The sequence below is a fragment of the Kribbella sp. NPDC050241 genome (genome assembly GCF_044459685.1).
Lineage (GTDB): Bacteria > Actinomycetota > Actinomycetes > Propionibacteriales > Kribbellaceae > Kribbella.
In genome coordinates, this window is record NZ_JBITJE010000002.1 from 44,587 (window position 1) to 56,890 (window position 12,304).

The following is a 12,304-nucleotide window of genomic DNA, read 5'->3' on the forward strand; positions in this document are numbered from 1 at the left end:
GCGGTATGCCGCCGGAGCCCCACAGGCATCTCTACCGGGAGAGCGTGCGGTAGCGGTGGGCCGACAGGGGCAGGAACACCGCGGTCAGCACCAGCGGCCCGATGATCGCCGCGATCTCGGCATGGGTGCCGATCCAGGTGGCGGTCGCCGACGGATCGGGATTGCCGAACAGGGCACGCGATGCGGTGGCCGTGGCCGACAACGGATTCCACTGCGCGATCGTGCCGAGCCAGGCCGGCATCGTGGACGTGGCGACGAACGCACTGGACAGGAAGCCGATCGGCCAGACCAGGACCTGCACCATCGTGACGCTCTGAGCGTTCTTCACCGTCAGCCCGATGAAGATCCCGATCCACAGCAACGCGAACCGCAGCAGCAACAGCAACCCGAACGCTGCCACCGCGGCCGGCAGTCCTTCATGCCACCGCCAGCCGAGCGCGAGCCCGGCCGCGGCAAGCACGATCAGCGTCACCACCGAGTCCAGCATGTCCGCGATGCACCGCCCGAGGACGACCGCCGCCGAGCTCATCGGCAGCGAGCGGAACCGGTCGGTCACCCCCTTGTCCCGGTCCTGGGTGACCGCGGTCATCGTGCCTTCCAGCCCGAACAGCATCGACAGCGCGAAGATCCCCGGCACGAGCAGTTCGTAGTACGACTCGCCGTCGGGGAAGTCCATCGCCCCGCCGAGCAGCCCGCCGAACATCAGCAGCATCAGCACCGGGAAGAACCAGGAGAACAGCACCAGCCCCGGCTGCATCCGCCAGTGCGTCAAGGTCCGCCGCGCGATCGTCCACCCATCCGCAAGAGCCCAGCCGAACGCCGTCATGCCGCCACCTCCGGTCCCGTCAGGTGCAGGAACACCTCGTCCAGCGTGGGTCTGCGCAAGGTGATGTCCTCCGGCTCAATCTTTGCCTCATGCAACGAGTTGGCCATCACCACGAGGGCCTTCGTGCGGTCCTTCACCGGCACGCTGATCCGATTGCCGGCAATCCGAATGTCTCCGTCCGCCAGTGGTCCGGCCAATCCGACCACCCGCTGCACGTCGGCTGGATCGACCAGCACCAAGTCCAGCCAGTCCGAGCCGAGCTGCGTCTTCAGTTCGTCCGGGGTGCCCTCGGCCACGACCACCCCGGCCTTGAGCATCGAGATCCGGTTCGCCAGCTGATCGGCCTCCTCCAGGTACTGCGTTGTCAGCAACACCGTCGTCCCGCCGTCCACCAACTGCCGTACGGCGGACCACACCTCGAGCCGCCCGGCCGGATCCAACCCGGTCGTCGGCTCGTCCACGAACAGGACCGCCGGCGCCACGATCAGGCTGGCCGCCAGGTCGAGCCGTCTCCGCATCCCACCGGAGTACTTGCTGACCGCCTGACCGGCCGCCTCCGTCAGGCTGAACCGCTCGAGCAGCTCGTCGGCCCGACGTACCGAGGCCGTGTGGCTCAGGTGGTTCAGCCGGCCGAACATGACCAGGTTCTGGCGCCCGGTCAGTACTTCGTCGATCGCGGCGTACTGCCCGACCAGCCCGATCCGGCGCCGTACCTCCGCTCCTTGCCGACGGACGTCGTACCCCGCGATCGTCGCCGTACCGGAATCCAGCTCGAGCAGTGTGGACAGGATCCGCACCGCCGTCGTCTTGCCGGCGCCGTTGGGGCCGAGCAGCCCCGTCACCGTGCCGGCCGTGACCTCCAGGTCGAAACCGTTCAGCCCCGCCCCCTCGGTGCCGCCCCGGTAGTTCTTCCGTACGCCGACGGCCTCGATCACACGTTCCGTAGTCACTTCCCACCTCTCGCCCAGGTTGAGTCGTAGAGTGTACCGTACACTGTACGACTCAGGTACGATCGGGACAACGACGAGCGGCTGGAGTTAGTTCCGTTGGCAGGAAAGAAGGTGTCCGCGCCCGATCCGGCGCGCAGTCTGGCGCTGCTGTGGGGCAGCCACACCAAGCCCGGCCGGTCCGGCCTGACCGTGCGGTCGATCGTCGACACGGCGATCGACCTGGCCGACGCTCAAGGGCTCGACGCGGTCTCGATGCGGATGGTCGCCGAGCAGTTGAAGGCCGGGACGATGTCGCTCTACACGCACGTCCCGGGCAAGGGCGAGCTGACCGACCTGATGTTCGACAGCGTGTACGGCGACCTGTACGCCGACGCCGACGAACCGTCGCGGCAGCCCGGCGGCTGGCGTGGAGCGCTGGAGTTCATTGCCCGTCGCAACTGGGACGTGCTCACCAAGCACCCCTGGATCCACGACGTCCCGACCATGCGCAACGCGCTCGGCCCCAACATCACCGTCAAGTACGAGGCCGAGCTACGGCCCCTCGACGGCCTCGGGCTGACCGACGTCGAGATGGACTCGGCCCTGACCTTGGTGCTCACGCACGTTCACGGAACCGCCCGTGCCGGAGCTGAACAGCTCCGCACCCAGCGGGAGTCCGGGCTGTCCGACGAGGAGTGGTGGCGGCAGATCTCGCCGACCCTGACCCGTGTCATGTCCGGCGCGGCTCAGCACTTCCCGGTGGCGGGACGGGTCGGCACCTCGGTCGGCGAACAGTTCCAGTCGGTCATCGACCCCGCGCACGCCTTGTCCTTCGGCCTCACCCGGATCCTCGACGGCATCTCATTGCTCATCGACGAGCGATCCTAGCTGTTGAGGAGGTCCTCGAACGGCGTCGGGTTGTCGTACGGATCCGCGTGCGTCGGCGTCTCGTGCTGCAGGGCGGCGACCAGCTCGCTCGCGGCCTGAGTGATGCGGGGCCGCAGCGTCGTCGCGTTCGGACCCCAGTCCGTGGACGCGGCGTACACGGCGGTCGGGACCGGGATCGCCTTCAGATAGGCGAACAGCGGCCGCAGCGCGAACTCGAGCACCAGCGAGTGGCGCTCGGTCCCGCCGGTCGCCGCGAGCAGGACCGGCTTGCCGGCCAATGCCTGGTCGTCGAGCACGTCGAAGAACATCTTGAACAGCCCGGAGTACGACGCACTGAAGGTCGGCGAGACCACGATCAGAGCGTCCGCCCCGGCGACCGTGGCGAGTACCTTCTCCAGCTCGGCCGAGGGAAAGCCGGTGAGGAGGTTGTTCGTCAGCTCATGCGCGTGGTCGCGGGCCTCGATCAGCTCGATCCGCGACTCGATCCCACGCCCGGACAACTCGTCCCGCACGGCGGCCGCCAGCTGGTCGGCGAGCAGCCGGGACGACGACGGTGTCGTCAGCCCGGCCGTCACCACGGCGATCACTCGTTCCTTCATCGGCTCGTCTCCTCGACCGATCCGGCCGGCTCCGCGATCGTCTCCAGGTCGCGTGCCCGCTCGGCGGCGGCCTTCAGCGAAGCGTGCGTCGGCGCGTCCGGGACCTGCGCCGGCCGCTTGGCGGCGAACTCCTTGCGCAGTACCGGAACCACCTCTTCGCCGAGGATGTCCAGCTGCTCCAGCACGGTCTTCAACGGCAGCCCGGCGTGGTCCATCAGGAACAGCTGGCGCTGGTAGTCACCGAAGTGCTCCCGGAACGTCAGCGTCCGCTCGATCACCTGCTGCGGGCTGCCGACCGTCAACGGCGTCTCCCGGCTGAAGTCCTCCAGGGTGGGCCCGTGTCCGTACACCGGCGCGTTGTCGAAGTACGGCCGGAACTCGTTGACGGCGTCCTGCGAGTTCTTCCGCATGAACACCTGACCGCCGAGCCCGACGATCGCCTGGTCCGCGGCGCCGTGGCCGTAGTGCTCGAAGCGCTTGCGGTACAGCTCGATCATCCGCTGGGTGTGCGAGACCGGCCAGAAGATGTTGTTGTGGAAGAAGCCGTCGCCGTAGTACGCGGCCTGCTCGGCGATCTCCGGCGAGCGGATCGACCCGTGCCACACGAACGGCGGTACGCCGTCCAGCGGCCGCGGAGTCGCGGTGAAGCCCTGCAGCGGCGTACGGAACTTGCCTTCCCAGTCGACCACGTCCTCGCGCCAGAGCCGGCGCAGCAGGGCGTAGTTCTCGATCGCGAGCCCGATGCCGTTGCGGATGTCCTGACCGAACCACGGGTACACCGGGCCGGTGTTGCCGCGACCCATCATCAGGTCGACCCGGCCGTCGGCCAGGTGCTGCAGCATCGCGTAGTCCTCGGCGATCTTCACCGGGTCGTTGGTGGTGATCAGGGTCGTCGCGGTGGACAGGATGATCTTCGAGGTCTTCGCGGCGATGAAGCCGAGCTGGGTGGTCGGCGACGACGGCACGAAGGGCGGGTTGTGGTGCTCACCCTGGGCGAACACGTCCAGACCGACCTCTTCGGCCTTCAGTGCGATGGCCACCATCGCCTTGATCCGCTCGGCCTCGCTCACGGTCGTGCCGGTGGTCGGATCCTCGGTCACGTCACCGACGGTGAACACACCGAACTGCATCTGTCCTCCTCGACTGGGGTAGATAGTTCACTATTAAACTACCGATGCCCAGCTCAACGCCAATCCCCTGTCCGTCATTCCATCACGCCCTTGTCAGTCCCGGTCCATGTGGTGAAACTAGGTCCCGTCATGCGAAACCTCACCGCCCCTGAGGAGAGTTGTCCATGCAGAACCCCAACACCTCGCCCCGCCTGACCCGGCGTCTCCTGCTCGGCAGCGCCGCAGCCGTTCCCGCGACCACCTTGCTGACCTCACCTGCCACCGCCGCCACTCCGCCCGCCTCTCGTGGTGACCTCTCCACCCAACTCCTGGCCGAATGGGCCGAGGCGCCCGGCGCCCATCCGCTCATCCCCGACATCTCCCACGCCGGCTTCCGCGGCGGCGAGCACCCGCTCCGCCCGCGTGTGGTCGCGAACGTCACCGACTTCGGCGCTCGCCCCGGCAGCACCGCGGACGCGTCCGTCCCTTTCACCCAGGCCCTCCAGTACGCCGGCAGTCGCGGTGGCGGGACGGTCGTCGTACCTCCCGGTGTGTACCGCTTCGACTCGCCGGTCTGGATCCACTGGTCGAACGTCGTCCTGAAGGGAGCGGGCCGGGAGCACACGATCCTGCACTTCAACCGCCCGCTCGAGGAGGGCTACCGGCCGAACCTGCAGTCGACTGGCAACAGCCGCTGGTCGTGGACCGGTGGCCAGATCTGGGTGATGGCGCCGGAGCGGAAGACACTGTCGGAGGCCGAGGACTACGCCGGCTCCGAAGGTTGGATGCTCGGCGACACGCTGGCCGAGGTCGGTGCGGCGTCCCGCGGTCAACGGACACTGCTCGTGTCTTCGACCGAACACCTCGCCGCCGGGGATCTCGTCGTACTCGAGACCGACAATCCGGCCGATGCCGGCGTACTGCGGCATCTGGCCGGGGACGTGGCCGGGACGCGGGAGTACGACTGGCCGGTGAAGGCGCCGCAGCTGACGACCGGGTCCGGTGGGCAGTACGTGCAGTACGCGAGCCTGCAGTGGCCGGTGCGGATCGAGGCGGTGCTGGGTGAGCGGTTGGTGCGGTTGGCTCAGCCGCTCAGGTACGACCTCCGGCCGAGCTGGCCGTCGCGGTTGCGGGAGGTCGGGCCGACGGTGCACGACGTCGGTGTCGAGTCGCTGACGATTCGGAACGAGCTGCGGTCGATGACCGCGCACAACAGGCATCCGGGGTCGAACGGCCTGTGTTTCCAGGCGGTTCACGACTGCTGGGCGGACGACGTACGGGTGGAGAACTGCGATCTCGGGTTCGGGTTCACCACGACGAAGGCGGTGACGCTGACGAACGTGGTGGTCGGCGGCCGGTCCGCGCATCACAGCTTCGCCTGCCGCATGCAGTCGCACGACAATCAGGTGGACGGGTTCGAGATCGAGCAGTTCACGGTGCCGCTGCCGTCCGGGTCGACGCATCACGGCCTCAACCTGGAAGGGCTGTCGGCGGGCAACGTCTGGCGGCGCGGGCGGATGGCCGAGGGGACGTTCGACACGCATCGCGCGATGCCGTTCGAGAACGCCCGTACCGATATCACGCTGGTGAACAACGGCCGGGTCGGTGGGTCTGCCGCATCCGGGCCGCTGTTCGGCGCGCGGATCGCGCACTGGAACGTCCGGATCACCTCCGGCAGTCCCTACGCGATCCAGCTCGCCGACGTCGCACCCCGCAGCATCACCGTCGGCCTGCAAGGTCTCACCTCAGACCCGAGCGGCCTGCCCCGCGACTTCCAAGGCGACCTCGAGAACGGCACCTACCTGCTTGGCGACCGCCCCGCCGTCTCCGACCTGTACGCCGCCCAACGTCAGGCGCTGTGAGGCTTGAGGAGTTCGTCGTCACCGGTGAGCGCCGCCGCGATCCGGCGGTGCTTGCCGGCCTCCTCGGCCCGGGACTGCCGCTCGAGCGTCCGCGCCATCATCAGGTGCGCGTAGTACTCGGTCGGCTCCCGCTCGATCACCTCGAGCAACTGCTCCTCAGCCGGCTTCAGCAACGCCGCGTGATAGTAGGCCCGAGCCAGCAGCAACCGAATCCCCACATCCTCAGGCGTCTCCTCCACCACCGGCCGCAAAGCCCGGATAGCCCCCCGATAATCCCGCTCCTCGAAGTACTGCTGCCCCAGCCCATAACCGAGCGCTCGCAAGTCCTCCACCAAACACCTCCTCGTAGCAACCAAGACACCGCATCAACGGCCACACCCCCGCGCCTATTCCGGGCGCGTCGCCGGCCTGGAGGCTACGAGCCGAGGCGGGTGAGGGGTTCGTCGGTCAGGCGGTAGATGGTCCATTCGTCTTGGGGGTGGGCGCCCAGGGACTTGTAGAAGTCGATGGCGGGGGTGTTCCAGTCGAGGACGGACCATTCGAGGCGTTCGTAGCCTTGGGTGACGCATTCTTGGGCCAGGGCGGTGAGGAGGGCTTTGCCCAGGCCGGTGCCGCGGGTTTCGGGGCGGACGAAGAGGTCCTCGAGGTAGATGCCGTGGACGCCGCGCCAGGTGGAGAAGCTGAGGAACCACAGGGCGCATCCGGCCACCGCGCCCTCGTGTTCGGCGACGTGGCAGAAGACGGCGGGGTTCTCGCCGAAGAGTGCGGTGTGGAGCTGGTCCGCGGTCAGCCGGCACTCCTCGGGGGCTCGCTCGTACTCGGCCAGGCCGTACACCAGTTCCACGAGCGCGGGGACGTCGTCGGGGCGGGCTCGTCGTACTCGTTCGTCGATCTGCATGGACCTATCGTGCCCCGCCGTCGTTCACCTGCGCGCCAGACGTACGTCGTCGAAGACCGCGACCCCACGTTCACGCGAGCTGACACGTGTAAGAGCTGAGGTCAGGCAGCCAGGCCGCCGTCGACACGGAGCACGGTGCCGGTCACGTACGACGACCGGTCGCTGAGCAGCCAGGCGGCGGCCTGGGCGATCTCGTCCGGCTGGGCGGCACGGCCGAGCGGAGTCCGTGCGTTCAGGCTGTCGATGATGCCGGGCGTGGCGCGGTCCCAGTCCTGCAGCATCTCGGTCAGCGTGGTCCCCGGAGCGATGGCGTTGACCCGGATGTTCTCCGGACCGTAGGTGATCGCGGCCGACTCGGTGAGGCTGTTGCCGGCCCGCTTCAGCGCGCCGTACGCCGGCAGCGCGGGGTTCCCGGCGAGACTGCCGACACTCGAGGTGTTGACGATGCTCCCGTGTCCAGTGGTCGCCCGGATCGCCGCGACCTCGGCGACCATCGCGGTCCACAGCCCTCTGAGGTTGACGGCGTACCCCTGGTCGAACTGGTCGACGCTCATCTGGTCCATCGGTCCGGGCGGGATGCCGATCGCGCCGTTGTTGAAGCCACCGTCCAAGCGCCCGAACTCCGAGACTGCGCGATCGACAGCCGCTCGCACCGCGTCGGGATCGGCGAGGTCAGCGACCAGGTACGCCGCACTCGCACCGATCTCGCGTGAGACTGCCGCCAACTCCGATTCGGTGCGAGCCGCGAGCATCACCTGCGCCCCCTCGGCGGCGAACAGTCGTGCGGCCGCGGCACCGATCCCACGCCCGGCGCCGGTGACGAAAATGACCTTTCCTTCCAGCAGTTTGTCCATGCCGTCGAGCCTGTGCCCTGGCGAGAGCCGTAACCAGACACCGCCAGTACCTGGCTAAGCTCGCGCGACGCGGCAGACTGGAAGCGTGGACAAGCCGGAGCTGGCAGCGTTTCTGCGCAACAGACGCGAACGGATCAAGCCGTCCGACGTCGGATTGCCGGCCGGCAGACGCCGCCGTACGCCGGGACTGCGCCGGGAGGAGGTGGCCCAGCTGGCGTACATCTCGACCGAGTACTACACCCGGCTGGAACAGGCCCGGGCTCCGCATCCGTCTGGTGAGGTGCTCGCCGGGCTGGCCCGCGCACTCCGCCTCGGCGATGCCGAACGCAACTACCTGCACGACCTGGCCGGCGTGCCGGTGGCGCCGCCGCCCGGCCCGCCGCGCCAGGTCCGGCAGAGCATCCTCGACCTGCTCGAACGGCTGCCGAACGCGGCCGCGATCGTCCTGTCGGCGTCGTACGAGGTGATCGCCTGGAACCACCTGGCGACGGCATTGATGGAGGACTTCTCCGTCCTCTCCCGGCGGGACCGGAACCTGATCCGGCGTGCCTTCCTCGGTCCGCCTCCGAGCTCCGGTCGGCTGTACTCGGTCTCCGACGCCGGGCGGTTCGCCCGGAGTTCGGCGAACCACCTCCGGGCGACGACGGCGCGGTACCCGGACGATCCGGAGACCCAGGAGCTGATCGCCGAACTGCTCGCGGGTAGCGACGAGTTCGCCCGGCTGTGGGAGGCGCATGACGTGTTCGCCGAACCGACCCTCTGCAAGACCTTCGAGCATCCGGTGGTCGGTACGGTGACCGTGAACTGCGACGCTCTCGCGATCCCCGACCGCGATCAGCAGGTGATCATCTACACCGCGACCCCCGGCTCGCCGTCGGAGGAAGCACTGCGCCTGCTGTCGGTGGTCGGCACCCAACGACTCGACGTGCCCGGCTGAGCTCATTTCCGCGCGTAGATCCCGAAGGCGTCGTACGCGATCCACGAGCCCTCGTCCTTCACCAGCTCGATCATGTTCTGACCGGTCCGGAAGAGTGCCTTGGGCAACGGTGTCTCGAGGTACGACGGCTTGAGCGGTGAGCCGGGGTAGGTGCTGTCGGCAATCGTCGAGCCTTTGGTGGCGCCGTTCGCGAACGCCAGCCGCCCGACCTCGGTCCCGTTGACGGACAGTACGGCGGAGCCCGGGATGCTGGCGTGGCTGTCGATCAGCCACAGCGCCAGGTCGAGATCCTGCTCCGGCGGCGCGGTCAGATCGAACCGGAACGTCACCGTGTGGTTCTTTGATCCGGCCCATTTGTCCGCCGGTCCCGGGAACAGGTACGACCAGTCGGCCGAAGGCACCGAAGTCCCGTAGGTGTAGTCGACGTCCGACGGGAAGCGCACCGGGTAGTCGGCGTACCTCTTGGGTGACAACGCCAGCTCCGAGCCCTTGCCGTCATAGACGCCGACTCGCGCGATCGGTTGACCGGACAGCGTCACGGACGTCTTGTTCGCAGCGGCAAGGGAACGCGACGCCTGCGACCTGTTGCCCGCAGCATCCACTGTCACCACCCGATAGGACCTGGTGGCGCCGGCGAATCCGAGCCCGCGATGCACGAAGTGCGGATAGACGGTCTTGCCCAGCAGCGTGTACGTCGTGGATCCGGGCTCGGCGACGTACACGGCGTAGTGGTCGACAATCGTTGCCCACGACACCGGTTTCCAGTCGAGGGTGAGGGTGCCGATGTCGCCGGTGCCACGAAGCTGGGTGATGGCGGGAGGACGATTCATCACAGTGCCTCCAGACGAGGATCGTCAGCGGGCGTGCGGAAGGTCGCGACCACACGCGGTTCGGCGTTCGCGTCGGCCTGGATGTAGGGGAAGGTGACGAACTCCGAGGTCAGGTCGGATCGGGTCAAGGTCGAGTGCACATACCCACGGCGCGCGTTGTAGAGCTTCACGTACGGGTGCTGGAGCCAGTCCTGCGCGTATTGGTCCGTGTCGGTGCCGTCCCCGTTCGAGCCGACCGACGAGCACACCAGTTCCACGCCGACCGTCCGCGAGTCCGGATTCGCGAAGTCCAGCTTCAGTTCGGTGGCCACGTGGCGGTGGATGTCGCCGGTGAGCATGACCGCAGTGCCCGCCTGGCCCATCGCCTCGAGCACCCGGCGCCGGTTCGCCGGATAGCCGTCCCACTGCTCGGTCCGGTCGTCGGTGATCGCGCTGAGGGCGACACCGCCCGCGACGACGTTCCAGGTCGCGGGTGAATGGCGGAGTCCGTCGTACAGCCACTTCTCCTGCTTGGCGCCCATGATGGTGCGCTGCTCGGACACGCGATCGGCTTCGTCCACCGGCAGCGGGTCGCGGTACTGCCGGGTGTCGAGCAGGTGCACCCGCGCGAGCGATCCGACGTCGTACCGCCGATAGAGCTGACCGTCCGGTCCCTGCGGCAGGCTGTCCAGAGCGACAGGTACGTTCTCGTAGAACGCGCGATACGCGACGGCGCGGCGATGCACGAACAGTTCCGGCGGGATCCCGTACAGCGAGTTGTCGGCGCCGTAGTTGTTCTGCACTTCGTGGTCGTCCCAGACCAGGAACCACGGCGCGGCCGCGTGCGCGGCCTGCAGGTCCGGATCGGTCTTGAACAGGCTGTACCGCAACCGGTACTGCTCCAGTGTCTCGATCTCCACGCCGTGCTCGGGTCCGACCGAGACGCCCTCGCGCCAGAGGTTGTCGCCGGCAACGATCCCGTACTCGTAGATGTAGTCGCCGAGGAAGAACACCGCGTCCGGCGCTCGGCGGGCGATGTCGCGATGGGCTGCGAAGTACCCGTGGTACCAGGCCTGGCAGGAGGCGGTGGCGAAGGTGAACTGCGACCCCTGGACCGGCAGCGTCTTGGTCCGGCCGACCGGGCTGAGCTCGCTGCCGGCGCGGAACCGGTAGAAGTACTCGCGATCCGGCCGCAGACCGCGCACCTCGGGATGTACGGCGTGCGCCAGCTCGGGGGTGGCGATCGCGAGCCCACGGCGTACGACGCGCTGGAACTGGCTGTCCTCGGCGACCTCGTACTGCACGGGGACGGGATCAGCGGGCATGCCGCCGTGTCCGTCGGTCGCCAGCGGCGTCGGGGCGAGTCGGGTCCAGAGGACGAAACCGTCGGTGCGCGGATCACCGGAGGCGACGCCGAGCGCGAAGGCGCCGGACGGAATCGGGCGTCCCGGGGTGGCGTCGGCGCCGGCCGGCGCGGCGACGCCGATGGCGACCGCGGCGGCGCTCAGGCCGGTCAGTTGGAGGAAGGTACGACGAGTGGGAGGAGGAGGAGGAGGCACGGGCGGGCTCCGATCCAGGGGAGGTCGAGTTGCGTCACATTCTTACGTAACTACCGTTCGAAAGGTAACCCCTTGACATCGATTCAGCACCAGGAGTGCTGAGTCTGTGCGGAGATTCCTGTTGGAATCGGAGACCCGCACGCGGGACGTTGGAGACATGGCAGCTCAGAAGAACCACACCCGCCGGATCGGCGACGTCGAGGTCAGCGCGATCGGGCTCGGCGGCATGCCGATGTCGATCGAGGGCCGGCCCGACGAGGCCCGGTCGATCGCGACCATCCACGCGGCGCTCGACCTCGGCATCACGCTGATCGACACCGCCGACGCGTACCACCTGACCGCGACCGACGTCGGCCACAACGAGTCCCTGATCGCCAAGGCGCTGGCGTCGTACGGCGGCGACACCTCGAAGATCCTGGTCGCGACGAAGGGTGGCCACCAGCGACCCGGTGACGGCAGCTGGACCGTGGACGGGTCCCCGGCGCACCTGAAGGAGGCGGCGGACGAGTCGCTCAAGCGGCTCGGGGTGGAGGCGATCGGGCTCTACCAGTTCCACCGGCCCGACCCGAAGACGCCGTACGCGGACTCCATCGGCGCGATCCGCGACCTGCTCGACGCCGGCAAGATCCGGATGGCCGGCATCTCGAACGCGAACCCGGCGCAGATCAAGGAGGCCAACGAGATCCTCGGCGGCCGACTCGTCTCGGTGCAGAACCAGTTCTCGCCGGCGTTCCGGTCCAGCGAGCCGGAGCTCGAGCTGTGCGACGAGCTCGGCATCGCGTTCCTGCCCTGGGCACCGCTCGGTGGCATCTCCAACGCCGGCGACCTCGGCAGCAAGCACCCCGCGTTCCACCGGCTCGCCGCCGACCTCGGTGTCAGCCCGCAGCGCGTCACCCTCGCCTGGCTGCTGGCCAAGTCCCCGCACGTCGTCCCCATCCCCGGCTCCAGCCGCCCGGAGACGATCCGCGACTCGTACGCCGCCCTGGACCTCGAACTCACCCCCGACCAGGTAGCCACGCTCGACGCCGCCTGAG

Annotated in this window: 13 protein-coding genes; 4 read left to right on the forward strand and 9 right to left on the reverse strand. The window is 68.4% G+C overall.

From position 1 onward, the window contains the following. Window positions 1–31 precede the first annotated feature (31 nt). On the reverse strand, window positions 32–826 hold the full coding sequence (locus tag ACIBG5_RS08105; protein WP_396390821.1) for an ABC transporter permease: 795 nt from the start codon (window positions 824–826) through the stop codon (window positions 32–34). Next, entirely contained in the window at window positions 823–1,776 is a 954-nt protein-coding gene (locus ACIBG5_RS08110) for an ATP-binding cassette domain-containing protein (RefSeq protein WP_396390822.1), read from the reverse strand. Before ACIBG5_RS08110 ends, ACIBG5_RS08105 begins: the two co-directional genes overlap by 4 nt. Window positions 1,777–1,887: 111 nt before the next feature. Here ACIBG5_RS08110 and ACIBG5_RS08115 point away from each other — a divergent pair, with 111 nt between their 5' ends. Further along, window positions 1,888–2,643: a TetR/AcrR family transcriptional regulator gene (locus ACIBG5_RS08115; protein ID WP_396390823.1), complete on the forward strand. Its 756-nt coding sequence runs from the start codon at window positions 1,888–1,890 to the stop codon at window positions 2,641–2,643. Here the strand turns inward: ACIBG5_RS08115 and ACIBG5_RS08120 are convergent. Further along, window positions 2,640–3,242: an FMN reductase gene (locus tag ACIBG5_RS08120; RefSeq protein WP_396390824.1), complete on the reverse strand. Its 603-nt coding sequence runs from the start codon at window positions 3,240–3,242 to the stop codon at window positions 2,640–2,642. The two genes, ACIBG5_RS08115 and ACIBG5_RS08120, sit on opposite strands and share 4 nt — an antisense overlap. Continuing rightward, window positions 3,239–4,372 (reverse strand): LLM class flavin-dependent oxidoreductase, encoded by a 1,134-nt coding sequence (locus tag ACIBG5_RS08125; protein ID WP_396390825.1) that lies wholly within the window; start codon window positions 4,370–4,372, stop codon window positions 3,239–3,241. The genes ACIBG5_RS08120 and ACIBG5_RS08125 overlap by 4 nt, the downstream gene beginning before the upstream one ends. A 164-nt stretch (window positions 4,373–4,536) precedes the next feature. Between ACIBG5_RS08125 and ACIBG5_RS08130 the strand changes: the two genes are divergently transcribed. Continuing rightward, complete coding sequence (locus ACIBG5_RS08130) at window positions 4,537–6,213, forward strand: glycosyl hydrolase family 28-related protein (protein ID WP_396390827.1); 1,677 nt, start codon at window positions 4,537–4,539, stop codon at window positions 6,211–6,213. Here ACIBG5_RS08130 and ACIBG5_RS08135 read toward each other — a convergent pair. The 3 genes from ACIBG5_RS08135 to ACIBG5_RS08145 all read right to left on the reverse strand — a co-directional run bounded on the left by ACIBG5_RS08135 (window position 6,201) and on the right by ACIBG5_RS08145 (window position 7,965). Then, window positions 6,201–6,545, reverse strand: a complete 345-nt coding sequence (locus ACIBG5_RS08135; RefSeq protein ID WP_396390828.1) for a tetratricopeptide repeat protein — start codon at window positions 6,543–6,545, stop codon at window positions 6,201–6,203. The two genes, ACIBG5_RS08130 and ACIBG5_RS08135, sit on opposite strands and share 13 nt — an antisense overlap. Before the next feature lie 83 nt (window positions 6,546–6,628). Continuing rightward, window positions 6,629–7,111 carry a GNAT family N-acetyltransferase gene (locus ACIBG5_RS08140; RefSeq protein WP_396390829.1) on the reverse strand — a complete coding sequence of 161 codons (483 nt, stop codon included), beginning with the start codon at window positions 7,109–7,111 and terminating at the stop codon, window positions 6,629–6,631. A gap of 101 nt (window positions 7,112–7,212) precedes the next feature. Next, a complete protein-coding gene (locus ACIBG5_RS08145) occupies window positions 7,213–7,965 on the reverse strand; it encodes an SDR family NAD(P)-dependent oxidoreductase (protein ID WP_396390830.1) in 753 nt (250 codons plus the stop codon). Between the two features lie 85 nt (window positions 7,966–8,050). Between ACIBG5_RS08145 and ACIBG5_RS08150 the strand changes: the two genes are divergently transcribed. Beyond that, window positions 8,051–8,902, forward strand: a complete 852-nt coding sequence (locus ACIBG5_RS08150) for a helix-turn-helix transcriptional regulator (RefSeq protein ID WP_396390831.1) — start codon at window positions 8,051–8,053, stop codon at window positions 8,900–8,902. Window positions 8,903–8,904: 2 nt separating this feature from the next. Here ACIBG5_RS08150 and ACIBG5_RS08155 read toward each other — a convergent pair whose 3' ends face one another. Together ACIBG5_RS08155 and ACIBG5_RS08160 are read right to left on the reverse strand one after the other, a co-directional pair. Then, a complete protein-coding gene (locus ACIBG5_RS08155) occupies window positions 8,905–9,732 on the reverse strand; it encodes a polysaccharide lyase family protein (RefSeq protein ID WP_396390832.1) in 828 nt (275 codons plus the stop codon). Further along, window positions 9,732–11,270, reverse strand: a complete 1,539-nt coding sequence (locus ACIBG5_RS08160) for an alkaline phosphatase D family protein (protein WP_396390833.1) — start codon at window positions 11,268–11,270, stop codon at window positions 9,732–9,734. The genes ACIBG5_RS08155 and ACIBG5_RS08160 overlap by 1 nt, the downstream gene beginning before the upstream one ends. A 157-nt stretch (window positions 11,271–11,427) precedes the next feature. Here ACIBG5_RS08160 and ACIBG5_RS08165 point away from each other — a divergent pair, with 157 nt between their 5' ends. After that, window positions 11,428–12,303, forward strand: coding sequence for an aldo/keto reductase (locus ACIBG5_RS08165; protein WP_396390834.1), 876 nt, complete (start codon window positions 11,428–11,430; stop codon window positions 12,301–12,303). Window position 12,304: the final 1 nt, after the last annotated feature.

Bases quoted from the DNA above. Each gene is read 5' to 3' on its own strand.
- ACIBG5_RS08145 (WP_396390830.1), bottom strand. From the start codon at position 7,965: ATGGACAAACTGCTGGAAGGAAAGGTCATTTTCGTCACCGGCGCCGGG.
- ACIBG5_RS08125 (WP_396390825.1), bottom strand. From the start codon at position 4,372: ATGCAGTTCGGTGTGTTCACCGTCGGTGACGTGACCGAGGATCCGACC.
- ACIBG5_RS08130 (WP_396390827.1), top strand. From the start codon at position 4,537: ATGCAGAACCCCAACACCTCGCCCCGCCTGACCCGGCGTCTCCTGCTC.
- ACIBG5_RS08155 (WP_396390832.1), bottom strand. From the start codon at position 9,732: ATGAATCGTCCTCCCGCCATCACCCAGCTTCGTGGCACCGGCGACATC.
- ACIBG5_RS08165 (WP_396390834.1), top strand. From the start codon at position 11,428: ATGGCAGCTCAGAAGAACCACACCCGCCGGATCGGCGACGTCGAGGTC.
- ACIBG5_RS08105 (WP_396390821.1), bottom strand. From the start codon at position 826: ATGACGGCGTTCGGCTGGGCTCTTGCGGATGGGTGGACGATCGCGCGG.
- ACIBG5_RS08120 (WP_396390824.1), bottom strand. From the start codon at position 3,242: ATGAAGGAACGAGTGATCGCCGTGGTGACGGCCGGGCTGACGACACCG.
- ACIBG5_RS08140 (WP_396390829.1), bottom strand. From the start codon at position 7,111: ATGCAGATCGACGAACGAGTACGACGAGCCCGCCCCGACGACGTCCCC.